The 24,521-nt window shown below is 65.4% G+C and carries 29 protein-coding genes; 23 read left to right on the top strand and 6 right to left on the bottom strand.

The window, feature by feature from the left end; all coding sequences use genetic code 11:
- Positions 1-41: 41 nt before the first annotated feature.
- From GE073_RS13795 to helD, 3 genes are all read right to left on the bottom strand, one after another.
- On the bottom strand, positions 42-218 hold the full coding sequence (locus tag GE073_RS13795; RefSeq protein WP_153783699.1) for a hypothetical protein: 177 nt from the start codon (positions 216-218) through the stop codon (positions 42-44).
- Positions 219-375: 157 nt separating this feature from the next.
- Complete coding sequence (locus GE073_RS13790; RefSeq protein WP_028597321.1) at positions 376-1,815, bottom strand: hypothetical protein; 1,440 nt, start codon at positions 1,813-1,815, stop codon at positions 376-378.
- Positions 1,816-1,877: 62 nt separating this feature from the next.
- On the bottom strand, positions 1,878-4,226 hold the full coding sequence (gene helD / locus GE073_RS13785) for an RNA polymerase recycling motor HelD (protein ID WP_028597320.1): 2,349 nt from the start codon (positions 4,224-4,226) through the stop codon (positions 1,878-1,880).
- Between the two features lie 359 nt (positions 4,227-4,585).
- Between helD and GE073_RS13780 the strand changes: the two genes are divergently transcribed.
- Together GE073_RS13780 and GE073_RS13775 are read left to right on the top strand one after the other, a co-directional pair.
- Complete coding sequence (locus GE073_RS13780) at positions 4,586-5,038, top strand: hypothetical protein (protein ID WP_028597319.1); 453 nt, start codon at positions 4,586-4,588, stop codon at positions 5,036-5,038.
- 266 nt (positions 5,039-5,304) lie between these two features.
- Positions 5,305-5,577, top strand: a complete 273-nt coding sequence (locus GE073_RS13775; protein ID WP_028597318.1) for a hypothetical protein — start codon at positions 5,305-5,307, stop codon at positions 5,575-5,577.
- On the opposite strand, the gene GE073_RS13770 is transcribed toward GE073_RS13775, so the two are convergent.
- Positions 5,578-6,024, bottom strand: a complete 447-nt coding sequence (locus GE073_RS13770; protein WP_323744203.1) for a GNAT family N-acetyltransferase — start codon at positions 6,022-6,024, stop codon at positions 5,578-5,580.
- 140 nt (positions 6,025-6,164) lie between these two features.
- Here GE073_RS13770 and GE073_RS13765 point away from each other — a divergent pair, with 140 nt between their 5' ends.
- The 21 genes from GE073_RS13765 (at position 6,165) to GE073_RS13665 (ending at position 23,319) form a co-directional block, all read left to right on the top strand.
- Complete coding sequence (locus tag GE073_RS13765; protein WP_228551521.1) at positions 6,165-6,899, top strand: metallophosphoesterase family protein; 735 nt, start codon at positions 6,165-6,167, stop codon at positions 6,897-6,899.
- A gap of 161 nt (positions 6,900-7,060) precedes the next feature.
- Positions 7,061-7,639 (top strand): TraR/DksA C4-type zinc finger protein, encoded by a 579-nt coding sequence (locus GE073_RS13760; RefSeq protein WP_101809183.1) that lies wholly within the window; start codon positions 7,061-7,063, stop codon positions 7,637-7,639.
- A gap of 186 nt (positions 7,640-7,825) precedes the next feature.
- Complete coding sequence (locus tag GE073_RS13755) at positions 7,826-8,743, top strand: hypothetical protein (protein ID WP_101809182.1); 918 nt, start codon at positions 7,826-7,828, stop codon at positions 8,741-8,743.
- A gap of 176 nt (positions 8,744-8,919) precedes the next feature.
- Positions 8,920-9,900 carry a serine hydrolase domain-containing protein gene (locus tag GE073_RS13750; RefSeq protein WP_180968507.1) on the top strand — a complete coding sequence of 327 codons (981 nt, stop codon included), beginning with the start codon at positions 8,920-8,922 and terminating at the stop codon, positions 9,898-9,900.
- Between the two features lie 80 nt (positions 9,901-9,980).
- The gene (locus GE073_RS13745; RefSeq protein WP_101809180.1) at positions 9,981-10,307 is read left to right on the top strand and encodes a hypothetical protein; all 327 of its coding nucleotides are present in this window, start codon (positions 9,981-9,983) and stop codon (positions 10,305-10,307) included.
- A gap of 140 nt (positions 10,308-10,447) precedes the next feature.
- A complete protein-coding gene (locus tag GE073_RS13740) occupies positions 10,448-10,837 on the top strand; it encodes a hypothetical protein (protein ID WP_028597314.1) in 390 nt (129 codons plus the stop codon).
- Between the two features lie 91 nt (positions 10,838-10,928).
- A complete protein-coding gene (locus tag GE073_RS13735; RefSeq protein WP_101809179.1) occupies positions 10,929-11,360 on the top strand; it encodes an organic hydroperoxide resistance protein in 432 nt (143 codons plus the stop codon).
- A gap of 137 nt (positions 11,361-11,497) precedes the next feature.
- Positions 11,498-12,277, top strand: a complete 780-nt coding sequence (locus tag GE073_RS13730; RefSeq protein ID WP_101809178.1) for a GNAT family N-acetyltransferase — start codon at positions 11,498-11,500, stop codon at positions 12,275-12,277.
- A gap of 76 nt (positions 12,278-12,353) precedes the next feature.
- Positions 12,354-12,572, top strand: coding sequence for a cold-inducible protein YdjO-related protein (locus GE073_RS13725; protein WP_028597311.1), 219 nt, complete (start codon positions 12,354-12,356; stop codon positions 12,570-12,572).
- A 160-nt stretch (positions 12,573-12,732) separates the two neighbouring features.
- Positions 12,733-13,122 carry a metal-sensitive transcriptional regulator gene (locus GE073_RS13720; protein WP_101809176.1) on the top strand — a complete coding sequence of 130 codons (390 nt, stop codon included), beginning with the start codon at positions 12,733-12,735 and terminating at the stop codon, positions 13,120-13,122.
- A gap of 85 nt (positions 13,123-13,207) precedes the next feature.
- The gene (locus GE073_RS13715) at positions 13,208-13,675 is read left to right on the top strand and encodes an SACOL1771 family peroxiredoxin (protein WP_153783697.1); all 468 of its coding nucleotides are present in this window, start codon (positions 13,208-13,210) and stop codon (positions 13,673-13,675) included.
- Positions 13,672-15,720, top strand: coding sequence for a peptidoglycan D,D-transpeptidase FtsI family protein (locus tag GE073_RS13710; RefSeq protein ID WP_228551519.1), 2,049 nt, complete (start codon positions 13,672-13,674; stop codon positions 15,718-15,720). The genes GE073_RS13715 and GE073_RS13710 overlap by 4 nt, the downstream gene beginning before the upstream one ends.
- Positions 15,720-16,025 carry an HNH endonuclease gene (locus GE073_RS13705; RefSeq protein WP_101809175.1) on the top strand — a complete coding sequence of 102 codons (306 nt, stop codon included), beginning with the start codon at positions 15,720-15,722 and terminating at the stop codon, positions 16,023-16,025. Before GE073_RS13710 ends, GE073_RS13705 begins: the two co-directional genes overlap by 1 nt.
- Positions 16,026-16,196: 171 nt before the next feature.
- Positions 16,197-16,418, top strand: a complete 222-nt coding sequence (locus GE073_RS13700; RefSeq protein ID WP_028597308.1) for a hypothetical protein — start codon at positions 16,197-16,199, stop codon at positions 16,416-16,418.
- 21 nt (positions 16,419-16,439) lie between these two features.
- On the top strand, positions 16,440-17,078 hold the full coding sequence (locus GE073_RS13695) for a hypothetical protein (protein WP_101809174.1): 639 nt from the start codon (positions 16,440-16,442) through the stop codon (positions 17,076-17,078).
- The gene (locus GE073_RS13690) at positions 17,075-18,277 is read left to right on the top strand and encodes a glutathionylspermidine synthase family protein (protein WP_101809173.1); all 1,203 of its coding nucleotides are present in this window, start codon (positions 17,075-17,077) and stop codon (positions 18,275-18,277) included. The genes GE073_RS13695 and GE073_RS13690 overlap by 4 nt, the downstream gene beginning before the upstream one ends.
- A complete protein-coding gene (locus GE073_RS13685; RefSeq protein ID WP_028597305.1) occupies positions 18,274-18,966 on the top strand; it encodes a hypothetical protein in 693 nt (230 codons plus the stop codon). Before GE073_RS13690 ends, GE073_RS13685 begins: the two co-directional genes overlap by 4 nt.
- Entirely contained in the window at positions 18,960-19,349 is a 390-nt protein-coding gene (locus tag GE073_RS13680) for a DUF350 domain-containing protein (protein WP_153784738.1), read from the top strand. The genes GE073_RS13685 and GE073_RS13680 overlap by 7 nt, the downstream gene beginning before the upstream one ends.
- Positions 19,350-19,463: 114 nt before the next feature.
- On the top strand, positions 19,464-21,353 hold the full coding sequence (locus GE073_RS13675; RefSeq protein WP_153783696.1) for an LTA synthase family protein: 1,890 nt from the start codon (positions 19,464-19,466) through the stop codon (positions 21,351-21,353).
- Positions 21,354-21,375: 22 nt separating this feature from the next.
- A complete protein-coding gene (locus tag GE073_RS13670; RefSeq protein WP_228551517.1) occupies positions 21,376-22,446 on the top strand; it encodes a lactonase family protein in 1,071 nt (356 codons plus the stop codon).
- Between the two features lie 81 nt (positions 22,447-22,527).
- Positions 22,528-23,319 carry an SDR family oxidoreductase gene (locus GE073_RS13665; RefSeq protein ID WP_101809169.1) on the top strand — a complete coding sequence of 264 codons (792 nt, stop codon included), beginning with the start codon at positions 22,528-22,530 and terminating at the stop codon, positions 23,317-23,319.
- 109 nt (positions 23,320-23,428) lie between these two features.
- Here GE073_RS13665 and GE073_RS13660 read toward each other — a convergent pair whose 3' ends face one another.
- Together GE073_RS13660 and GE073_RS13655 are read right to left on the bottom strand one after the other, a co-directional pair.
- Complete coding sequence (locus tag GE073_RS13660; RefSeq protein WP_180968506.1) at positions 23,429-23,899, bottom strand: GNAT family N-acetyltransferase; 471 nt, start codon at positions 23,897-23,899, stop codon at positions 23,429-23,431.
- A 22-nt stretch (positions 23,900-23,921) separates the two neighbouring features.
- Positions 23,922-24,512, bottom strand: coding sequence for a CGNR zinc finger domain-containing protein (locus GE073_RS13655; RefSeq protein WP_153783695.1), 591 nt, complete (start codon positions 24,510-24,512; stop codon positions 23,922-23,924).
- Positions 24,513-24,521 lie beyond the last annotated feature (9 nt).

Raw genomic sequence — 24,521 nt, 5'->3', positions numbered from 1 at the left:
CCCGAAGGAACGGATGCTTTTTGACGTCCGTTGCCGGTGCTTCAGATCTTGGACGATCCGCTGCGGTCAGCCGGCTGCGCGGCCGGGCGCTGCACGGAGCCTTGGCGGCTCGAGGCGAAGTTCCGAACCGTCGAGATCAGCTTGTCCCGCGCGCTTTTGTTGCGCATGAGATACGTCACGCCTGCGCCGATCACCGTTCCGAGCACTTTTTTGTTCATCGTCGGGTCCTCCCTTGTCGTGTTCGTTCTGATTCCTTCTTACCCGTTTGGCCGCCGGAGAAACTTTAGCGGTGAACCGATTCCGCTCGCCAAAAAGACGAAGCAGCCGGGCGGCCGCTTCGTCTTTTTGGCTTTCGTATGGGGCTTTTGCATCGGCTCAAAGCAGAAATACGGCTACGACCGTCGTCACGACGAGTCCGATCGCGACCGGCTTCAGGTTGCGCCGGGCCAGCTCGAACGGGCTGACGCCGCAGATCGCCGCCGCCGGAATGAGCGCCCACGGGATGAGCGTGCCTCCGCCGACCCAGATGGCCGCGATCTGGCCGAGCGCCGTCAGCACGTCGGTGCCGTGGCCGAGCGCCGTGCCGAACAGGCTGGCGACCGAGCCGGCGAGCGAGATGCCGGAGAACCCGGAGCCGTCGAGTCCGGTGATGGCTCCGACGGCAGTGAGCGTGCCCGCCGCGAAGGCGCCGCTGACGGGCACCGAATGGGCCAGCAGCGCGCCCAGATCGTTGACGATGCCGTGCGAGCCGGCCGGAAGGGCGGACTCGCCGAACAAGGCCGGCAGCGCCGAGTCGCCGAGGTAGAAGAAGGCGGCGATCGGGATGACGGGGCCGAACACTTTGAAGCCGAACGTGAAGCCGTCCACCAGATAGGTCGTCGACTTCTCGAGGCCGCGTCCGCGATGGGCGAGCAGCGACAGGACGGCGACGATGAGGGCGGCAGTCCCGCCGATTAGCGCGGTGGCGTCTCCGCCTTGCAGGTTGAGCCGGAACAGGAGATAGACGTCGAGCGCGAACAGCAGCGGGATCGCGACCGCGGCCGCGCGCTTCGCGCCGAGCGGGAGCGGCATCGCCCTGTCGCCGTCGCCGCCGGAGCGGCCGCTCGCGCCGTCCTCCGCCGCTCCGAACAGCGTGCCGGACGACGGCTGCACGAGGCCGTCGCGCCAGGCGCCGGTCTTCATGTCGCGCCGCATGAACCAAAAGGCGGCGACCGTCGTCGTGAGGCCCATGACGATGACGAGCGGCACGCTCGCCGCCATCACTTGGGCGACGCCGATGCCGGCCGCGTCTGCGGTCAGCTTGGGGGCGCCCTGGATCACATAATCGCCGGAGAGGGCGATGCCGTGGCCGAACAGGTTCATCGCCATCGCCGCGCCGAGCGCCGGCAGGCCGACGCGGATCGCCACCGGCAGCAGCACGGCGCCGATCAGGGCGACGGCCGGAGACGGCCAGAAAAAGAAGCTGACCGTCATCATGATCAGGCCGATGCCCCAATACGCCATCGCCGGCGACCGCAGCAGGCGCGCGAACGGGGAGACCATGATTTCGTTGATGCCGGTGGCGACGAGCAGCCGGCTCATCGCCACGATGATCGAGATGATGAGGATCGTGCCCGACAGCTCCTTGATCGCGTAGATCAAGCTGTTGAACAGGCCGCCGACGGCGCCGCTCGCCGAGCCGGAGGCGAGCCAGCCGATCGCGCCGATGCCGAGCAGGCAGGCGATCGTCGTATCGCGGCGGAGGCTGAGCAGGACGATGATGGCGCCGACAAAAGCGAGGTAAAGCCAGTGGATGGAACCGGCGGTGACGTCCATAGGATCGGTCCTTTCACGGATAGGCTACAGCATCCTATGCCGGACCGGGACGTGACGTTCGCTTAGGAACGGGCGGGATTCGCCTCGCGATAAGAGCCGGGAGCGGCGTCGGCGAAAAACGGCGACGGCTCGCCCGGAGCATACATGCGCAGCACATGCATGGCGCGCGTGCAGGCGGTGTAGAACAGCTTGCGCAGGCGCTCCTCGCCATAGGCGTCCGCGCTGGCGTCGTAGAGCAGCACGGCGTCGAACTCGACGCCTTTGGCGAGATAGGCGGGGATGACGAGCAGGCCGGTCTCGAACTTGACCGTATCCTTCGTCACGAGCTTCAGCTTCTCGAGGCCGGGCATCCGCCGCAAGCGCTCCCAAGCGGTCCGCGATTCCGCTTCGGTCCGGCAGATGACCGCCGCCGTCGCCGCGGACGCCTCCAGCTCCAGCAGATCGGCGCCGAGCAGCCGGTCGCGCTCCTCGGGGCCGCCGGCGCGGACGAGCACGGGCAGCTCGCCCGGCCGGTCGAACGGCTCGATGCCGCTGCCGTCCGGCAGCAGCGAGCGGGTGAACTCGACGATCGGCCGGGTCGAGCGGTAGCTGCGGCGCAGCACGATCGTCTTCGTCTGCTCGGGGCCGTACAGCCGCTGCAGCCACGCGCTTGCCGCCAGCTCCGTGGAGTGGGCGAAGATCGCCTGGTTGAAGTCGCCGAGCGCCGTAATTTTCGCCATCGGGAACAGCCGCTTGAGGAAGTGGAACTGGAACGCCGAAAAATCCTGCGCCTCGTCGACGATGACGTAGCGGATCGCCGTGTTCATGCGGAAGCCCTGCACCAGCTCCGTCAAATACAGGAGCGGGGCGGCGTCCTCGTGCAGCAGGCGGCCTTCCTCCAGCGCCGAGAGCGTGCGGGAGCCGATCTCGCTCCAGCGCTCCTCCTCCGCGTCTGCGGCATGCTCGCCGCGGAACAGATCCTTATACAGGCCGGCGGCATCGACCCAGGCGAGGCTTTCCGCGAGGCGGCGCAGCGGACGGAACGTCCGGCGAGCGACCTCGGCCCGCAGCAGCCGCTCCTCGAGCACGCTCTCGTCCTCGTCCGCTCCGGCCCGCCGCTGGCGGCTCAGCGACTTGTGGATCTTTCGATACTGCTCGTTGTCGAGATACTCGATCTCTTCCCGCACCCAGTCGGCGTCGCGCTCCTCCGTCTCCAGCCGCTCCAGCTCCTCGAGCAGCCATTCCTTGAGCAGCTCGATCCGGTTGGGCAGGCGGATCGAGGCGTCCATGCCATAGAAGCGCTCCTCCAGCTGGCCGCGGGCGATGACGACCCGTCCGCGCAGGCGGAAGCCCTTGAAGCGCATGCCGGAGCGGAGCAGGCCGCTCGCGAACGCTTCGATCCGCTCCAGGAAGCGCACGGAGCTCTTGCTGCGGATGGCCGCGGCGCGCAGCCGGATCTCCTCGTCCGCCTCCGGCCCGGCCAGCACCGCTTCGAGCTGCTCGGCGGCGTCCTCCAGCCGCCAGCGCTTGCCGAGGCGCAGCTCGAGGTAGTCCTGGAACGTCGTCTGCTTGATGTTCTCCTCGCCGAGCTCCGGCAGGACGGACGAGATGTAGCTGCTGAACATCGGGTTGGGGGAAAAGAGCACCATCTGCTCGGCGGAGATGCGGGAGCGATGCTTGTAGAGCAGGTAGGCGACGCGCTGCAGCGCCGCCGACGTCTTGCCGCTGCCTGCCGCTCCCTGCACGATCAGAAGCCGCTCGCGGTCGTTGCGGATGATCGCGTTCTGATCCTGCTGGATCGTGCCGACGATCGCCTGCATCTGCGAGCTGGACGTGCGGCTCAGCACGTCCTGCAGCAGCTCGTCGCCGATCGTCATGCCCGTGTCGAACATCGAGCGGATGCGGCCCTCGCGGATGGAGAACTGGCGCTTGAGCGTCATCTCCCCGGTGATCTCTCCGCCCGGCGTCTCGTAACGGACCGCGCCGGGTCCGTAATCGTAGTAGAGGCTCGCGATCGGCGTCCTCCAGTCATAGACGAGGAACGTCTCTCCGTCATCCGCAAGGAAGGAAGCGACGCCGACGTAGACCGGCTCCGGCGTTCCGTCCGTCCCGTCCTCGACGAGGTCGATGCGGCCGAAATACGGCGCGGGGAGCAGACGGCGCATCTTTTGCAGCCCGCTGCGCAGCGCGCGATGGCTGCGCTCCCGCTCGGACAGCACCTCCGCTTGCTGCTTCATGCTGACCGCCGTCTCGATCCGGTCGTCGCTCTCGGCGAGGTTGACGGTGACATCGTCCCAGAACTCCGAGCGGATGCCGACGACTTGCGACTTCAGCTCCGAGACGAGCGGCTCGTCCCTTGCGATCCGCGCCTTCAGCTGGCTGCGGACGTCGTCGACCCGAGCCTGTTCCTTGTTCCATTGCTCTGCATCCATCGAGAGACACATCCTTTCCTTGGAATCGGCACGCCTCCGTTCTGAAAAGCAAGCTTGACAGGGAGGGTGGTTTCGATGTAATATAAGATAGAAATCTAATGTCAATTTTTATGTGGATGTTTTTGCGTGACTTAATTACTATACTACGGGAAGCGATCCCGTTTCAATCCTGCCCGCTCTGCGGTCAGGATTTTTTTGGCTGGCCTCCTAACAAAGCTTGTTCCCTGTCCGCCGCGGATTTCCTTCCTCGGAAACGGCGGCTCCGCAGGAATAATTCCGGTGTCGGCCCGATAGGATGGATCATCTTGCGCGCCTCTTCTTTAGCTGCGGCTGCGCCGGCGCGGGATGGAGGGAGCGCGATGATCCGATTCAACGCCGTCTGGGTCGCCGGACCGGGCATGCTCGACCGTTACATCCGCGAATGCACGCTGTCCGAGCGGCAGCGCGATCCGCTGTTTCCGCGCATGCGGCTGCTGCTGCGCAAGGTGCCGATTCCGTTCGAGGCGTTCGGCCAGCTGACGTTGAGCGAAAAGGAGCTTGAGTTCGAGGCGCTGCGCCCGACGTTCTCGAGCGTGGCGGTGTTCCAGTTCTACGGGCTCAATCGCTCGCTGACGTTCCGCTTCCGCTACTCGGAGCTGTACGTGTCGCCGCTGCCGCCGCTGCGGGATCAGCCGCTGCCGACCTGGGGGGACTGGGTCCGGCTGACGAGCCGCAGCTCCAGCGTCGAATACGTGCTCGCGGCTTCCAGCACGGGAGCGCGCCTCTATCCTTGGCTGGCCAGCCGGATCGCGCCCTTGCCGGGATCGCGCTGACGCGATTCAGTCGCTGCCTGCTCGTCCAGGCAGCGGATAACGTACCCTAAGCGGGCTTCGCCGTTGGCGAAAAGATTCCCTAGTCGGGCTTCGCCGCTGGCGAAAAGGCCCCCTAGTCGGGCTTCGCCGTTGGCGAAAAGGCCCCCTAGTCGGGCTTCGCCATTGGCGAAAAGGCCCCCCTAAGCGGGCTTCGCCATTGGCGAAGCTTTTTCCTTTGCCCGGAATCGAGTATGATAGGTCTATTCGAGCTTGGGAGGAAAATAGGCATGGAATGGAAGCTGATTCACGCGGAAATGACCCGCACGGACGAAGACGGATTCGTCGGCAAGGTGCAGTTCGAGGTGCCGGGCCACAAAAAGCCGTATGAGATCGCTCTGCAGAGCAAGAAGGGCAAGGACTGGGCGTACGGCCTGTTCTTCCTGAACGAGGCCGGTCCCGAGGAAGAGATCGAGCAAGTGGAGGAGGAGCTGGAGGAGGACGACGAGCTGTATGAAGCGCTCATCGAGGCCGCCCGCTCCACCTATGCCGCCGAGGGCTGATCAGCTCCAGCGGCGAGACATGCGCACATGGGGAATGCCCGCATCGAGGAAAATGTCCGGCGAGACCGGCTCGTAGCCGAGCTTGGCGTAAAAGCCCTCCGCCTGGCACTGCGCGTCGAGCACCGCTCCGGCATAACCTCGCTCGCGAGCGGCATCCTCCATCGCCCGCACGAGCGCGGCTCCCGTGCCGCGGCCGCGCCGGCCGGCGAGCACGGCGATGCGCTGCAGCTTGGCCATGCCGTCGTCGAATGGCTTGACTCTTCCGGTGCCGACCGCGGCTCCTTCCTCGTCGAGGAGCAGCAGATGCAGGCAGCTGTCCGGCGAGGCGTCGTAGAGGTCCCACTCTTCTTCGGGAGAGACGCCTTGCTCGACGACGAATACTTCCTTGCGGATGACGAGGCACTGGGCCAGCTGATCCGGCGTGTTCACTACGATGGCTTGCAGCAAGATCGATCCTTCCTTTCTGATAAGACGCTGGTGTAAGAAGCTGGTGGACTGGCATCGACTCGTATTCTAGCAATGATCGCAGGCGTTCGCAATGGAAACGGCTCTATCGAGAGATCGAGAGCGAAAAAGGAGAGAGGGCGATGGGCATGAAAAGGACGATCGCGATCAGCGATATCCACGGCTGTCCGGATGCGCTTCGCCGGCTGCTCGACAAGGTCGGCTACGTCCCTGCGGCCGATCGGCTGCTGCTCCTCGGCGATTATGTCGGGCGCGGACCCGACAGCAAGGGGGCGCTGGACGCCCTGATCCGGCTGAAGGCCGAGGGCGGGGCGAGCGTCGTGCTGCTCAAGGGCAACCACGACCATCGGTTTCTGGAGCTGATGAAGACCGGCCACCCGGGACTGGCGCGGAGCTTCCTCGAGCATGGAGGCAAGGCGGCTCTGTCGAGCTACGGGGGCTGGCCGGAGGATCGGAGCTGGCCGCAGGGCGAGCTGGAGGAAGCGCTGCGCCTCATCCGGCGCCGCCATCCCGAGCATGTGCGGCTGCTGCAGGGCATGGAGCTGTTCGCCGAGGACGAGCGGTTCATTTACGCGCATGCGGGCCTCGATCCCGTCTGGGGCAAGCGGTGGAAAAAGCAGCCCGCGCCGATGTTCTACACGATCCGCGAGCCGTTTCTGCGCCATCCGGTGGCCGCCGGCAAGACGGTCGTGTTCGGCCACACGCAGACGCGCAAGCTGCAGGACGGCTCCGGCGTCTGGAACGCCGGCGACAAGATCGGCATCGACGGCGGCTGCGCCTACGGGCATCAGCTGAACGCGCTGCTGATCGATCCGAGCGGAAGCTGGGAGGAAGCCAGCGTGCCGGCGAAGCCTTGATGCGATCCGCCCCGTCTTTGCCGCCTCGCGGCCAGGACGGGGCTTTTTTCGTGGCTGCCCAGCCCGCTCTCGGCTTCGAACCGGCGGCCAGGCTGCTTCATCGGCTCGCTTCCGAGGGTATAGGTATTCAATCCCGCATGAACGCAGAGGAGGAAGCCGATATGAACCATTTGAAGCCATCGCAGATCGAACAGCTGAAAGCCGCTCTCTTGGAGGAGAAAGCCGAGCTGGAAGCGCATTTTGAGCTGAACGCGGCCCATACGGAGGACGGCGGGCCGGCGACGATGCAGGAAGCCGACGGAGAGCTGTCGAGCTACGACAACCATCCCGCCGATGCGGCGACGACGACGTTCGAGCGCGAGCGCGACATGGCGCTGGACGAGAAGCTGGGCAAGAAGCTCGCTCAGGTGAACCGCGCGCTCAGCCAGATGGAGGACGGCACGTACGGCCTCGACGCCGAGTCCGGAGAGCCGATCCCGTTCGAGCGGCTTGAAGCGATTCCGTCGACTCGGCATACGGTGCAGAACGTGCCGGATCGCGACCCGGCGCCGGAGCGGCCGGTCGAGGAGCAGGTTATGACGCTGCCTCCGAAGGGCGCCGGCGAAGGCCGGCAGTCCCATGCCGGCCGGTTCGACGACGCGGGAGCGTGGCAGGCGGTCGAGGATTACGGCAACGCCTCCCGGACGGTCGATCCGCAGGCCGAGGCCGAGGCGGCGAACGAAATGGAGAAGCTGCGCTGAACGGCGAGGGAGGCAGAACCGGAAGCTCCGGTTCTGCCTCCTTTTTGCATCGGGTCGAATCGCCTTCGCCGCGCGGGACGGCGGCTATTCGATGAGAATCCTTAGAGCCGGATGAGAGAAGCTTAACGCTGCTCCCGGCTCGTTTCCGCTACACTGGGACGACGACTGGACAGGAGGAATGACATCATGATCACCAAACGCTGCCTCTTCTGCGACTCGCCCGTGCCCGTGAAGGCCGGCGCCGGGACGCTGGAGCGCTTCATCGGCTGCGACTGCGCGCCGGCGGCGGACTACGGCATCGCGGCGGAGCACTACGAGGCGCTCGGAGCGCTTTCCTATCCGCGCCAGCGCGAGCTGTTCCCGCTGGCTTCCGCTTACATTCGCGAGATGACCGGCCTCGGCCGGGACATCGTCGTCACGGCCGAGGAAGTGGAGGCGCTGCCGGCCTCGCCTCATGTGCCGCTGACGGTGGAGGCCAAGAGCGCCAAGCTGCTTGCCTATCTGCGCCGCCAGTGCGCCGGGCCGGGCGAGCCCGTCATCGTGCACCGGCTCGCGCGCAGCTACAACCTTACGTATTCGCAAAACCTGCAGGAGATGGTGTATGTCATCGAGAAGCTGCGCGACGAAGAGCTGCTCGAGCGGACCGGCTCGGTCTTCTCGCTGACGGCCAAAGGCTGGGAGCAGGCCGGGCTGGCGGCCGACGGCGGCATGCAGAAAATTTGCGTCGTCGCCGGCAGCGGCGATCCCGAGGCCGACGCCGAATGGACGGGCCATGTGCTGCCGCTGCTGCAGCAATGCGGCTATACGCCGCGGATGCTCGGCCGCGAAGGCGATGCCGAGGCCGAGCGGCCGCTCGAGCTGCTGGGGCGGGCCGATCTTGTCCTCGCCGAGCTGTCCGGCGACGCGGCATCGGCCAGCCTCGCCGGCGGCTACGCGCTTGGTGCGGGCATCCCGCTGCTCTGGACGTCCCGCCAAGGGGCCGCTGCGCCTCCGGCATGGGCCGGCGCGGCGCCGCTCCGCTGGCAGGACCCCGAGGAGCTGAGCGCGCTGCTGCTGCAGCGGCTGCGCTCCGAGGCGGCGCTGGCGGCCGCTGCGGGAGCTTGACGTCAGGCCGCTGCGCACGGCGCCGCTCCTTCGCTTGCCGTCGCGTCCGCTAGGGGCCGCGCCGATTTTTCCGCGGGACAAGCGCTTCGTTTCGGGGTAAGGTGGAGCAAGGATAAGGCCGCCAGCGGAGCGGCATGCTATCCGGACGATCCGCCAACTTCGGGAGGGAATGCGGCATGCAGACGACGGCAGGGACGAAGGAGGAGCTGCGGCTCGGGAAAGACGCGCTGGGGATGCTGGAGAAATGGAGCATCCAGGGCGTGCATGTGGAGCAGGCCGGGCGCGAGCGGCTGCACTGGAGCGCGACGGGCGACGATCGTCCGTCCGCCGTGCTGTCGTGCACGAAAAGCGTGCTGTCCGCGCTGATCGGCATCGCGATCGGACAAGGGCTGATCGGCGGCGCAGACGATCCGATCTGCGCTTATTTGGACGAATCGGATCCGCGACTGGCCGATGCGCTCCGGGACGATCCGCGCAAGCGCGGCATTACGATCGCGCAGCTGCTCACGATGACGAGCGGCCTCGACTGGCCGGATTTCGACAAGCCCTATCGGGAGCTGAAGCGCTCGGACGCTCCCGCCGCCTTCGTGCTCGGCCGGCCGCTCGCGCATGAGCCGGGAGCCGTCTTCGCCTACAATACGGGCGGCTCGCAGCTGCTCGCGATCGCGCTGGAGCGGGCGAGCGGCATGAGCGCGGCCAAGTTCGCGAGGAAGCATCTGTTCGGACCGCTCGGCATCGGGCCGGTCCGCTGGAGCCGCCTCGCCGGCGGGCAGGAAGGCGGCGCCGGGCTGTCGATCTCGATGCGGGACCTTGCGAAGCTCGGCAGGCTGTACGTGCAGGGCGGCCGCTGGGAGAGGACGCAGGTCGTGCCGGCGGAATGGGTGGAGGCATCGGCGAAGCCGCGCCACAAAGCCTTGCTTCATTACGAGCCGCAGGTGTACGGCTGCTACGGGTATCACTGGTGGGTGTCGCCGCAGGACAAGCAGCCGGGACCGGATTATTTCTTCGCGTTCGGCTATGGCGGGCAATACCTGTTTGTCGTGCCGCAGCTCGAGGCCGTCGCGGTCGTCCGCAAGAGCCTGGAAGGCCGCAACGAGGCGATCCGCTCGCGCCGTCTGTTCGAGACGCAGCTGCTGCCCGCGCTGCGGCAGGGATAGAGGGCGGCGGAATGGGGAATTGCTAACGGCAAGCCTGTCCGGCAGGGCAGGAAAGACCAAGGGCAGGAGGCTGGAACCCCATGAACCCGAACGAACAGCAGCCGCAAGGCGATACGAGCTTGAACTTGACGTACGAGCAGTTCCAGGAGCAGCAGCGGCAGCGCCGCGAGCAGGAAATGATCGAGGGCCGGATGGCGCTGCAGCGGGCCGGAGCGGACAGCAGCTCCGAAAAGGTGCGCGGCCTCGTCAATACGATGCAGGAGCTCGTGCAGGAGCTGAGCATGACCGAAAATCAAATCCAGGTGCAGGCGGACGCCCAGCTCCGTCAGCTGCGCAAGCTCAAGGAGCGCGCAAGCTCGATCGAGGCGGAGGTCCGCGCCTCGCTTGGCGGCTCGGCGCCTCACTGACTCGTTTATCCGAAGCCCCGTTGTCTCGAAGCCGCCGTGCCGGCTCCGGACAGCGGGGCTTTTGCATTTCGCAGGGCGGGATGGAGCGGCCGAACGCTTCTGTGCTATGCTGGATGGAACCGAAAGGAGGCCTGGCTTTCATGAATGCCGATTTCTTGCCGGTGCGCGACCTCGAGGGCCATCTGCTCTTGTCCGTCAAAAAGCCGGATTTCGGGCTTACCGTGTCGACCCGCGAGCTTGTCTACCACAAGCCGCATGTCAATTATTATCTCAAGCTGGACGATATGGTCAGCCTCATGCCGTTCGAGCTTCGCCAGACCAAGGAGATGAAAGCGGGACACAGCCGCGGCGGCACCGCCGAATACGCGGTCAGCGGAGCGGGCGCGTCGGCGTACCGCATCCATGTCAGCGCGGCCGTCATGCATAACCGCAGCGGCCGCTTCCAGATGGGAGCGATGCAGTTCATCCTGCCGATACCGCCGCGCATGCTGCAGCTGATCGGCGTCCACAGCGGGATGAGCCGGCTGTAGCGGCGGGATTCCTCCGGACGGTCGCGGTTGGACTTGCCCGCATTCGGGTAAGAGAGACAGACGACAGCAACCCGAAAGCGAGGAGATTCAAATGGAAGCATTGTACACGACGGAAGTACGCGCAAAAGGCGGCCGCGGAGGCAAGGTGAGCTCGACCGACGGCGTGCTGGAGCTGCCGCTCGCGATTCCGAAAGGTCTCGGCGGTCCCGGCGGAGAGGCGACGAATCCGGAGCAGCTGTTCGCCGCCGGTTATGCGGCTTGCTTCGAGGGCGCGCTGCAGCTCGCTGCCCGCCAGGGAGGCATCGACGCCAAGGAAGCGATCGTGACGGCTCAGGTGTCGATCTTCAAGGACGAGCCGAGCTTCAAGCTCGGCGCCAAGCTGCAGATCTACGTGCCGGATGCCGATCCCGCCCGAGTCCGCGAGCTGGCGGAGCAGGCGCATCGGTTCTGCCCTTACTCCAAGGCGACGCGCGGCAACATCGACGTGGAGCTGGAAGTGCTGCAAGCCGCGCCGTCCCTTTGAGCCGCAGCCTGCCCATCGAACGGTCAAGAGCCTTCCGCCTTCGGGCGGAGGGTTCTTTTTGGCCTTGTATTGAATAAAAATAAATTAAATAGTATATTTATGCTTATTGAAGCCAAGGCGACCGGGAGGAAAACGAAGTGAGAGCATATTACGAAATCGAGGAAGCGGCGCTGAACAGCTGGCCGGCGCTGCAGACGAGCAGCTGCGGAGGCTGGCTCGTCAAATCGAACCGAGGCTATACGAAGCGTTCGAACTCCGTCCAGCCGCTTGCCCATCTCGCAGGCGGCCAGGAGCTGCTGGACGCGAAGATCCGCCGCTGCGAGGCCATCTACCGGCAGACCGGCCAGCCGGCGATATTCAAGATCACGCCGTTCGCCGAGCCAGCGGAGCTCGACGCGGAGCTGGCGCGGCGCGGCTACCGCATCGCCGATCCGTCGATCGTCATGACGGCGGACATCGGCGAGCTGGAGCCGGAGTCGGCCGGCGCGGACGCGCTCGTCTCCGGCCATCCGACGGCCGCCTGGCTGCGGCTCATGCAGGAGTGGGGAGGCTGCGGGGAGGAGGCGCTGCGGCTGACGGAAATGATGTTCGAGGCGTCGACGCTGCCTTGCCAGTTCGCGCTACTGCATGCCGAGGGACGTCCCGTATCGCTCGGACTGGCCGTCCTCGACGGCCGGCTGCTCGGCTTCTACGACATTATGACGGCGCCGGAGTGCCGGGGCAGAGGCTACGGCCGGAGGCTGCTCCGCCATCTGCTGCATTGGGGCCGGGAGCAAGGCGCCGAGCAGGCGTACCTGCAGGTCGTCAGCGGCAACAAAGCCGCCGAAAGGCTGTACGCCGGACTCGGCTTCCGCGAGGCGTACCCCTATTGGTACCGAGTGCAGCAAGGCGAGCCTGTCAAGTCTTTACTTGGCTGAATCGAGGGTGATATAGTAGTCAGGCTGTCTTTTTCGCGGACAGGACTGAACCGACATCAGAAAGGACTGCTTCCCCTTGAGTACAACCGAAGAAACGAAGCCCGAGCTTATCCCGACGAAGATCTGGAAATGCCGCAACGCCGACTGCAAGGCGTGGGTGCGCGACGAGTTCGCCGCCGAATCCCAGCTCTGCCCGATGTGCAAAGGACCGATGCTGCGCAGCATCCGGCATCTGCCCGCCGTCGTGAACAAGATCAAGCGCCAGCCGAAGCCGAAAAACGAATACGGCCTCTGACCGATCGCGGGTCCCGTCCGGGACTCGCCTAGGCCGCTACCGCCGCTCCGCCGCCGCAGGCCGGAGCGGTTTTTGCTGCTTGCGGCGGCATGCCTTCGGCCTGGCGGTATGCTACAATAGAAGGCAGACCATAATCCGTTTCGACAAGGAGGGCGCTGGAGTGGACACCCGACCGAAGAGCACGCAGGAGCAGGCGCCCGAGCAGGCGCCAGAGCGGCATCCGGAGCATCCGGACCAGCCGGAGCATGGAGCCGGCTGCGGCTGCCCGGACCATCGCAAGAGCCATCATTCCGAAAAGACGAAAACCAGCCTCGTCAGCCGGCTGAACCGCATCGAGGGACAAGTGCGCGGCATCAAGGGCATGATCGAGAAGGATACGTACTGCGACGACGTGCTCAATCAGCTCAGCTCGATCCAATCGGCGCTGAACGGCGTCGGCAAGCTGCTGCTGGAGCATCACATGAAGTCCTGCGTCGCGGAGCGGCTGCAGGAGGGCGACAGCGCGGTCATCGACGAGCTGATGGTGACGATGAACAAGCTGATCCGCTGAACGTCCGGCTGGCTGGAGCGAACTTTTTCCGGCCTTCGCTCGTCTACAGCAGCAGGAAGGCATATCCAATAAAAGGAGCACGGAAATGGAACACAAGTTTGAGCTGGAGGCGGCATGGGCGGGCGGCCGAGACGGGTCGGGCACGATCGCGAGCGGCGCGCTGCAGACGGCGGTCTCCATCCCGGCCGGCATGGACGGGCCCGGCGTCGGCACGAATCCCGACGAGCTGCTGCTCGGCGCGGCGGCGTCCTGCTACGTCATCTCGCTGGCGGCGATGCTCGAGCGGTCCGGCATCGCAGCGGCGCGGCTGTCGCTGCGCTCGACGGCCTTCGTCGATACCGATGACGCCGGCCAGCCGACGTACCGCTCGATCGAGCATCGGCCGCTCATCGAGCTGGAGGCGGGAGCGGACGAGGCGGCGGCGGATCGCGCCCGCCGCATCGCCCTCAAGGCGGAGCTGTCGTGCATGATCACGCGCGCACTCGCCGGCAACGTGCGTGTGGAGGCGCGGCCTGAGGTGCGGCTGCTTGCGGACGGAGGTGGCGGCGCGTGAAAAAGCCGGGCACGCATCCGAAGGGCAACGGCAAGCCGCCGGAAATCATCGGCCGCGACGAGGAGAAGGATTATGTGGTGCGGCGGCAGTTCATGTTCCGCCTCAACCTGTTCTTTTTCGCGGCGTTCGTCATGTTCGGCATCCTCATCGTGCGGCTGGCGGTGCTGCAGTTCATCGACGGGCCGGAGCTGAAGCTGCTGCGCGAGGATCAAGGCACGCGCGACGTCTCGATTCCGCCGTTCCGCGGCAACATCCTCGACTCCGACAAGAAGCCGATCGCCTACTCGACGTCGACGCAGACGCTCACCTACACGCTGCAGGCGGAGAGGAACAAGCAGATCGCGATCGACATGAGCGTCAAGCTGTCCGAGGTGTTCAAGAAGTACAACGACGACCCCGACGCGCAGATGACGCCGGAGGAGATCCAGAAGAACATGGACCTGGACTTCCGTACGAACACGATCTCCGTGCCGCGGCGCATCCGCTCCGACCTGTCCAACCGCGAGATCGCCTACATCACGGAGAACAAGGAGCAGTTCGTCGGCGTCGACATCGTCGAGGAGAGCGTCCGCAACTACAGCGAGGACCGCGTCGCCGCCCAGCTGGTCGGCTACCTCAAGAAATACAAGTCGGCCGGCGACCTGACGAAGTACAAGGAGATCAAGGAGAAGAACGATCCCGCCAACAAGTACCTGCAGGAGGAGACGGTCGGCTTCGACGGCCTCGAGTACATGTACCAGGAGCAGCTGCGCGGCATCAACGGGCTCAAGACGTATCCCGTCGACCGCACGAACAAGGTGACGGGAGCTCCCGTCGTGCAGCCGCCGCAGCGCGGCAACGACCTCGTCCTCAGCATCAACCGCAAGGTGCAGCTGACGGCGCAGCAGGCGATCACCGACCAGCTCGACGTGCTGAAGCATGCGACGAGCAAGCCGCTCAACGCCGGCAACAACGCGCGCATGGGCTTCGCCGTGGCGATGGAGGTCGACACCGGCAAGGTCGTGGCGATGGCGAGCATGCCCGACTACGATACGAACATCTGGAAAGGCGGATCGGCTCCGCCGGACAAGTATGAGCCGATCAAGAACTTCATTACGAACGGCACGATCCGCACCGTTTTCCCGAACTACCAGGATCCCAAGGAGCAGGCGAAACATACGCCGTCGCTCGTGTATCTCGGCTCCACGCAAAAGCCGCTGTCGATCCTGATCGGGCTCAACGAGAAGCTGTTCACGGCACGCGAGAGCTACCATGATGTCGGTCGTTATGTTTTCGGCAGCAAAGGGAATGAAGTGACGATCAACAACGCCAGCAGCAAGCCGAATGGATACATCAACGCTAGTGAAGCCATCGCTAAATCTTCCAACGCCTTCATGTCCGCCATGGTCGGCGAGCGGCTGCTCAACAAGTACGGAGGCCGCAAGGCGGTCGAGGTATGGGACGACTATATGAAGCAGTTCGGTCTCGGCGTGCTGACCGGCAGCGGCCTGCCGTACGAGCAGCCCGGCGTCGAGGACTACTTCCACGAGGCGGAGACGGCGAGCAACCAGTCCGCGCTCGTCCGCGCCTCGTTCGGCCAGATGGGCAAGTACACGACGCTGCAGCTCGCGCAGTACGCCTCGATGCTGGCCAACAAGGGCAAGCGGATGAAGCCGCTGTTCGTCAGCGAAATCCTCGATCCGAAGGGCGAGGTCATCGAGAAGGTGCAGCCGGAGGTGTTGAACAAGGTCAGCTTCCCGGACGCCTACTGGAACACGATCTACTCCGGCATGAGCAAGGTTTCCGTCCAGGGCTTCGAGGGCGTCTCCTACTCGTTCCTGCGGAAGACGGGCACGTCGCAGCAGCAGGTCGCGCGTGGCAAGCAAGTCGAGAACTCCGTGTTCATCGCCTTCGCGCCGGCCGACAAGCCGAAGCTGGCGATCGCCATCGTCATCCCCGAGGGCGGCTACGGCGGCTACGGAGCCGCTCCGGTCGCGCGCAAGATCTTCGACGCGTATGACGAGGCGGTCGGACTGTACGGCACGCCCAAGGGCAGCAAGGACTGATGGAGCAGCGCCGCTCCGAGCTGCGCTGCGAGCTGTGCGGCCGCGTCGTGCCGGCATTGACCGAGCATCATCTGACGCCGCGCGAGCAGGGCGGAGCGCTGCTGGACAAGGCGCGGCTCTGCCCGGCCTGCCATCGCCAGATCCACGCCCTGTATACGAATCGCGACCTCGTGCAGCTCGGCCTCACGAGCGTCGCGGCGCTGCGGGCCGATCCGGCGATCTCCGCTTATGTCCGCTACATCCGCAAGCAGCCGCCCGGCGCGCTGCCGGCGCTGCGCAAGTCCGCGCGGGTCCGGCGCCGCTGAGACGGACGCGCCGGGACCTCCCTGGCGCTCACGGCTCTGCCCGTCCGACGGGCAGAGCCTTTTTTGCTTGCGGCAATTTTTTTCTTTAAAAGTAAACCTTTTTGCTTTAACCTGCGTATATACGTGGTGGCTTGGCTGGAATGCATATGAAATGGAAAAGGTGATGGGAAATTGGAAGGGTCGATGAAGGTCGTGCTGTACCAGAAGCTGCCCGGCGGCAGTCTTCGCAAGATCGACGAGCGCAGCTGGTCGGCCGAAATGCTCGCCGCGCTGCATCATATCAACTATTTGACCGTCGGCGGAGAAGAGTTCGAGACGGTCGAAGGCAGGCTCAACGTCGATGAAGGCGTGATGGAGCTGCTGCTGATCTCGATCCCGAGCGGCTCCCGCTAGAGCCGGAGAAAGGAGACATCCATGAGCGAATCTACAAAACGCAACGACCCCTCGTCCGCGCCGAGGCAGCCGAAGGTGATGGCGACGACGCTCGGCCTCGTCCTGCTCGCCGGAAGCGCGGGCACGGCCGTCTCGGCCGCGGCTCCGACGGCCAGTCCGGCTGCGGGCGGCGGCTCGCCGAAGCTCGTCGAGTGGTCGAGCGACGAAGTGAAGGCCTATTACGATCCCGCGCAGGATTGGAACCTGCCGGAGCTGCAGCCGGAGGAAGAAGACGCTTCGGGCGAGGCAGGCAGCGGCGCAGGCGGCTCGTCCGGCGGCGGAGGCGGCACGACGGTCATCCATACCGGAGGCGGCTTCGGCTGGGACGACATGCTGCTGTACCATCTGATCTTCAACCGCGGAGGCGGCTACTCCTCGAGCGGCTGGGGCGCTTCGCGTCCGGCGTATCATCCTTCGACCGGCCAGCTGTACAAGCGGCCGACGTATGACAGCACGCGATTCCAGAACAAGCCGACGGTCGGCTCGTCCGTCCGCCCGAAGACTTCGTCGGGCAGCGGCACGATTACGCGCCGCTCGACCTCCTCGTCGAAAGGGAGCATCGGCGGCAACTCAAGCGGGTATTCCTCCAGCTCAAGCAAGTCAAGCGGATTTTCCGGATGACGGCGCCTGCGCTGGAAGCGGTCCGCCGCGAGCGGCTCGACCGAGCCGAAGCCACGGCGCGCTTGGCGGAGCTCGGCTTCGGCTGGGCCGATCTCGAAGAGGAGGAATATTGGCTCGATGAAGTCGTCGCCATGGATGCGGACGTCTACGAGCGGCTGGAACGGGCGGCCTCGTCGCTGTGGGCGATTTTCGACCGCACGGTCCGCTATATGCACGGACGCCGCGAGCTGTACGCGCTGACCGGCATTCCGCCGATCCTCTGGAACATGCTGGACGGCCTGGAGCTGCCTCCGCCAGGACAGATCAGCCGGTACGCGCGCTTCGACTTCGCCGTGAGCCTGGACGGCGGCATCAAGCTGCTGGAGCTCAACGCGGATACGCCGACCGGATACGCCGAAGCGGCAGCCGCTACTCCATGGCTCTGCCGGCAGGCCGGCCTGCGCTCGCCCAACGAGGCGATGGCGGAGCGGCTGGCGGCGGCCTGGGGCGCGGAGCGCCCGGACGCCGTCGCCTGCGCCGCCTACGGCTCCCATGCGGAGGATACCGGCACGGTCGATCTGCTCGCCCGGCATAGCGGGCTCGAGCTGCGCAAGCTCGATCTGCTCGACCTGTCGGTCGACGACGGCGTCGTGCTGGACGGGGACGGAGCGCCGATCCGGCGCCTGTTCGCCCTTTACCCGAAGGAGTGGATGGCGCTCGACGACGGAGGAGAAGCGCTCGCTTATGCGATCGAGACCGGCCGGCTGACGCTGTTCAATGCCCCTCATGCGATCCTGCTGCAATCCAAAGGACTGCAGGCGCTCGTCTGGGGACTGTATGAGCTCGGCATGCTGTACACCGATCCGGAACGCGAGGCGATCGAGAGCTATTTGCTGCCGACGTACACGAAGCCGCTGTTCGACGGCAGCTACGTCTCGAAGTCGATGTTCGGCCGCGAGGGCGGCTCGGTCAAGCTGTACGGCGAAGGCGGCGGGCTGGAGCTCGAGGACAAGGACGGCTTCGATACGAGCGTCTTTTTCCCGACTGTGTACCAGCGCCGCGCCGATCTGCCGGAGCTTGAGCTTGGCGGCTCCAGCTACCGCGTGCTGACGGGGCTGTTCATGCTCGGAGGCGAGCCGTGCGGCCTGCTTGGACGCGCCGGCGGCCTGATCACCGGCAATACGAGCCATTTTGTACCGATAGGAGTGAAAGCGAAATGAACGTTCCCCATAACCGGGCGGGAGCCGTCCGGCGCGCGCGCGGCCGCATCGCCGGCGCGCTCGGCGCGGCGCTGCTCGCGCTGGCGCTGGCGGGCTGCTCGACCGGCTCGAGCAGCGTCTTCGACACGAGCGGAGGCAGCTCCTCCGGGGCGTCTGCAGCCGGCCAAAGCGCCGCCGCCGACACATCGGTCGTCCCTTGGGACTACCGGGTGGCGGAAGCCGAGGTCGGCGATCTGATCGGCGGAGACATGACGATCCTGCCGGATAATCAGCTGATGGCCAACGACAGCCAGTACGCGACCGGAGACAAGATCTTCACGCTGCAGTACATGACGGCCAACCTCAAGGAGAACAGCGAAGGCAAGGCGTCCGTCAGCCTGTCGGCATGGACGCCGATCAAGTCCTACCGCGCGAAGGCCGAAGCGGACGCCGATCTGGAGCGGCTCAAGCTGCGGCTCAAGACGAAGGTCGATCTGGTCGGCGTGTACAAGACCGAGCTGGACGGCAAGAGCCGGCAGTTCGCGGTGCTCGAGCTGCCTTCCGGCCAGGTCGTCAAGCAGCCGATCGACGAGGACCGCTACGCGTCGCTGAAGTCCGCCAAGCAGGCGGACGTCATTCTGGAAGAAATCCACGACTTCAGCGAGTATGATCTCGCATACAGCAAATTCAGGGGGTGGGCCGCATCATAGTCGTCAATCTGCTCGTCAGCATCGTCGTCATCATCGTTCTTCAGCTCGTCGGAATGCTCATCTTCAGCTGGATCACGCCCTACAAGGACCTCGAGGAGCTGAAGCGGGGGAACGTCGCCGCCGGACTCGCGATGGGCGGCAAGTTCCTCGGCACGGCGATCCTGCTCGGCGTCGCTTCCTACACGAACCATTCGATCTGGTACTTGATGCTCTGGTTCGCGGTCGGCTACGTCTGCCTCGTGCTCGCCTATCTCGTCTTCGAGCTGGCGACGCCGAGCTTCAAGGTGTCGGAGGAGCTCCAGAAAGGCAACGTGGCGGTCGGCATCCTGCTCGCCGCCGTTTATATCGGAACCGGCTTCGCGGTCAGCAGCCTCATCATCTGACGCGCTCCTTCCGTCAAGGGCCCGGCCCGCATTCCTCGCGAATGCGGGCTTCTTGCGCGTTGTGCTATACTGATTAAGATTTTGCAAAGCCGCTAGAGAAAGAAGGAATTCACGATGAAACGTCCCTTGTCCTTCGGGCAAAGGCAGGAAGGCAGGAGCCTGTTCGGCGGGCTGTACCTGCTGCTGCTGCTGAAGCTGCAATGGATGCGCATGGAGCTGTTCGGCGGCATCGAGCCGCTCGCGCTCGCGGCGGACGCGCTGTCGCTGCTGGCGCTGCTCGGCCTGCTCGAGCTGGCGACGCCGAGAAGGGGCAAAGGTCCGGCCTATTGGGCATTCAATCTGGTCTTCTCCGGGCTGCTGTTCGCGGTGACGCTTTATTTCAAAAACTTCGGCACGGTCGCGACGTACACGGCGCTCGGCAATCTGGGCCAGGTGCTGGGCGTGCGGGAGAGCGTAGAGGGCACGATCCGGCCGCTGGACTATGTCTACTTCGCCGATCTGGCCGTCATCGCGGCCGTATGGGCGCTGCGCCGCAGGAGAGGCAGCGCACCGCGAGGCAGGCGCAGCCTGTTCAAGCCGCTGGCGGCGGCGCTGTGCCTTGCCGGAGCGGCAGGCTCGCTGTGGTTCGTCCGCGAGGCGGAGGCGACCAAGAGCGAGCTGGCCCAGGCGGAGAGCGTCGGGCTGTTCAACTATCAGATCGTGAGCGCGCTCAAGTCCTACGAGGAGGAGAAGGAGATCGCCTCCGGCAACATCGCCGAGACGATCGAAGCGGCCAAGGCGCTGCAGGCCTCCTACCCGTATGGAGGCGCCGGCGGCAACGCCGGGGCAACGCCGCAAGCCTTCGGCGCGATGCGGGACATGAACCTGATCGTCGTCCAGCTGGAGGCGCTGCAGAACTTTCCGATCCGGCTGAAGCTCGGGGAGCAGGAAGTGACGCCGGTGCTGAACCGGCTGGCGGACGAGGGGTGGTACGCTCCGCATTTCTTCCAGCAGATCGGCCAGGGCAATACGTCCGACGCCGAATTCATCGCCAATACGTCGATCTATCCGACCGGCACGATCGCGATGAGCACGGGCTACGGCAACCGGAAGCTGCCGAGCCTGCCGAGGCTGCTGCAGGAGCGGGGCTACCGCGCGTATACGTTCCACATCAACAACGTCGGCTTTTGGGACCGCAATAAGCTGTATCCGGCGCTCGGCTTCGACAAGTATTACGACAAGCCCTATTTCCATAACGATCATTTCAACAGCTTCGGCGCTTCCGACGAGGAGCTGTACCGGACGGCGGTCGACGAGCTGGCGAAGACGGCGGCGCAAGGCGGCAAGTTCTACGCGCATCTGATCACGACGTCCAACCATTCTCCGTTCCGCATTCCGGAGGACAAGCAGACGCTGACGCTGCCGGACGGGCTGCGGGGGACGGTCGTCGGCGACTACCTGCAGTCGGTGCATTATACGGACTGGGCGGTCGGCCGCCTGATCGACGGGCTGAAGGAGAAGGGGCTGTGGGACCGGACGGCGCTCGTGCTGTACGGGGATCATTTCGGCCTGCAGCCGCAGGACGCGGACCCGGAGCTGATTCGCAAGCAGCTTGGCATCGACTACGACAAGCGGGTCAGCCGCCTCAACATTCCGCTCGTCATCCGCTATCCGGGCCAGCAGCCGCGGACGATCGAACGCACCGGCGGCCAGATGGACCTGCTGCCGACGATCGCCAATCTGCTCGGCATCCGTCCGGAGGATGGAGGCGTGCTGCCGTTCGGCCGCGATCTGCTCAATACGGAGCGGAACGTGATCGGCATGAGGTACTATTTGCCGACGGGCTCGTTCCTGAATGACGACATCCTGTTCGTGCCGGGCAAAGGCTTCGAGGACGGAGAAGCGATCCGGCTCGATACGCTGCAGCCGGTGGCGGACTTCTCCGCGTACCGGGACGACTACGAGTACATGCTCAAGCTGATGGCGCTGTCCGACCAATACGTGAAGCTGCTGCCGAAACGATGACCGATAAGGAGAGATGAAGCTCATGAACGAAAAAAAGACGTATCTGTTCGTCGGCTCGTACGCCAAGCCGGAAGGGCCTGGCGTCTATCTGTATCGCTGGAACGAGGAGGAGCTGGCGCTGGAGCCGCTCGCGGAGGCGGACGGCCTCCGCAATCCGACGTTCCTGAACGTCGACCCGGAAGGCGGCAAGCTGTACGCCATATCCGAGGGCGTGAACGAGGCGGGAGGCAAGAGCGGCACCGCCGTCTCCTACCGGTTCGACGCGGGAGAGGGGACGCTTGAGCGCATCGGCGAAGCGCCGACGACCGACGGGCCGACCTGCCATATCGAGCGCAGCTCCGACGGCCGGCGGCTGGTCGTCGTCAGCTATCACGGCGGCATGGCGGGCCTGATGGAGCTGGAGGAGGACGGAACGATCGGACGCCGCCTCGATCAGCCGCAGCATGAGGGCAGCAGCGTCGACCCGGAGCGCCAGGACCGCCCGCATCCGCACTCGACCCGCTTCAGCCCGGACGGCCGCTGGGCGTTCGTGCAGGATCTCGGCCTTGATCTCATCCGCACGTACCGGCTCGAGGACGATCGGATGGTTCCGGTCCGGGACAACCGGATCCATCCCGGAGCCGGTCCGCGCCATCTGGCCTTCCATCCGGAGGGCCGCTTCGCTTATGTCATCAACGAAGTCGATTCGACCGTCAGCGTGCTCGGCTACGAGCCGGAGACCGGCGAGCTCGCGGAGCTCGGCCATGTGCCGACGCTTCCGGACGGCTGGCAAGGGGACAATACCTGCGCCGAAGTCGCCGTCTCCGCGGACGGGCGGTTCGTCTACGGCTCCAACCGCGGCCATGACAGCCTTGTCGTGTTTGCCGCCCGCAACGGCGGCCGCATGCTGGAGCCGATCCAGCATATTTCCGTCGAGGGCCGGCATCCGCGCCATTTCGCGCTGCTCCCGGGCGGACGGTGGCTGCTGGCGGCCAACAAGGATACGGACGGCATCTCGATCTTCTCCGTCGATGCCGAGAGCGGCAAGCTGGCCTATACCGGCAAGAAGCATGCCGTTTCGCAGCCGGTCTGCATTCAGCCGTTTCAAGCTTGACGCCGCGCGATTAAGTATCCTTTATAAGCATCGGGGCCATGCTGGTTCCGGTGGGGATACTTTTTCGAAAGGGTGATTGCCATGCATGCAGACAAGCTTCTCGAAGGAAAGGTCGCCATCGTCACCGGCGGCGGCTCCGGCATCGGCCGGGCGTCCGCGCTGGATATGGCGCGCCGCGGCGCGAAGGTCGGCTTCCTCGACCGGACGCCGGAGGAGGCGGAGAAGGTCAAGGCGGAAATCGAGCGCGAGGGCGGGGAAGCCTGGGTCGCGGCGACGGATGTCAGCGACGCCAAGGCGGTCGAGCAGGGCATCAACGAGATCGTCGAGCGCTTCGGCCGGCTCGATATCGTCTTCGCCAATGCCGGCATCAACGGCGTCTGGACGACGCTGGAGGACATGGAGGTCGAGGACTGGGACCAGACGCTCGGCATCAACCTGCGCGGCACCTTTCTCACGCTCAAATATGCCGTTCCGCATCTCAAGAAGCAGGCCGGCGGCAGCATCATCATCACGAGCTCGATCAACGGCAACCGGATCTTCAACAACACGGGCGCGACCGCGTACAGCGCGTCCAAGGCCGGCCAAGTCGCGCTCATGAAGATGGCCGCGCTGGAGCTGGCTCCGCATCGGATCCGCGTCAACGCCGTCTGTCCGGGCGCGATCGAGACGAACATCGACGACAACACGGAACGGACGGAGGAAGCCGAGCAGGCCAAGATACCGGTCGAATATCCGGAGGGCTCGCATCCGCTGGCGGGCAAGCCCGGCAAGGCGGCCCAAGTCGCCGATCTCGTCACCTACCTAGCCTCCGATCTGGCCTCGCATGTGACGGGCACCGACATCTACATCGACGGAGCGGAATCGCTGCTGTAGCCGCTGCGCGCATCGACAACAAGCCGCCCCGCCATTCCACGGAATGGCGGGGCGGCTTGTTTGGCTAGGCGGTACTCGCGGGGGGATTCGTCGTCAGCCGCTGCAGCGTTCAGCCGGCGTCCGGCTCGCGGCGGAAACGGGCGATCCAGAGGCCGGGGGCCGGCTCGAAGCGTCCGTCGGGCCGGAAGCCGGAGGACAGATAAAGAGCGACGGCCGGGACGTTGGCCTCGCCCGTCGAGACGTGGATCGTCGCTCCGGCGTGCCGCGCGAGCGCCTCCTGCAGCAGGAAGCGGCCGATGCCGCGCCGGAAAAAGTCCGGATGCACGACGAGGCGCGATATCGTCCGGCTGCCGTCCTGCTCGGTCTCGACGGCGATGGCGCCGGCCAATCGGCCGTCGAGCGCGCAGCCGTAAAATTCGGCCGGACATTCGAGCAGCTCCTCATGGCTCTCGTCGATGCCGGGGATGGCGTCGAAGCCGATCCGTTTGGCTTCCTCCCGATACGCCTTGGTCTGCAGCTCTCGCAGCTCCTGCGAGGCGGCCGGATCGGTCACGTCGATCACATGCAGGGACAAATTCATGTTCATTCGATCTCCCATATTGTCAATTTTTCGGCTGCTGGCGCGCCCGCTCGCGAAAGCGGCGCACCTTGAGCAGATTGCCGCAGGCTTTGTCGTCGCAGTAGCGCTTCGAGCGGTTTTTCGTCTCGTCGTAATAGATCCACTTGCAGTCCGGATTGTCGCATACGCGCAGCCTCTCCGCTCCGCCGGCCGCGAGCATGTCGGCGTATGCCGCCGCCACGCGGCAGCGGACCGCCTGCCAGTCCGAAGCGAGCGGGCGGCGCTCCAGGCGGAAGCCGACCTCCCCGAGCGGCCGCTCGCTCGCTTCGAGCTCCAGCTCCAAGTGGAAAGGAGCTGCGCGCAGCGCCGCCTGGAGCGGCTCCAGCGCGGACGCTGCCAGCGGCAGCGACTCCCGACGGGCGTCTACGATCGCGAGGGTCAGGCGGCGCAGCTCGTCCCGCAGCCGCCGCAGCTCGGACAGCTCGGCCGGGGAAGGCTCGGGCGCCTGCGCATCGTCCGAACCGTGCTTAGCCCAGAATCGTTGCCTCCAAGCAGCGTGCTCGAGACGGTCCTCGCTGGCTCCGCTGCCTCTCCAGTCATGCCATAGGCTGTTCAAAAAATCTTCCCAGATCATGCGACTTCC

This window comes from Paenibacillus sp. B01 (assembly GCF_009649995.1).
GTDB lineage: Bacteria > Bacillota > Bacilli > Paenibacillales > Paenibacillaceae > Paenibacillus_O > Paenibacillus_O pasadenensis.
Note: the sequence above shows the minus strand (reverse complement) of the source record. Positions and strands in the feature narration are given on the sequence as shown.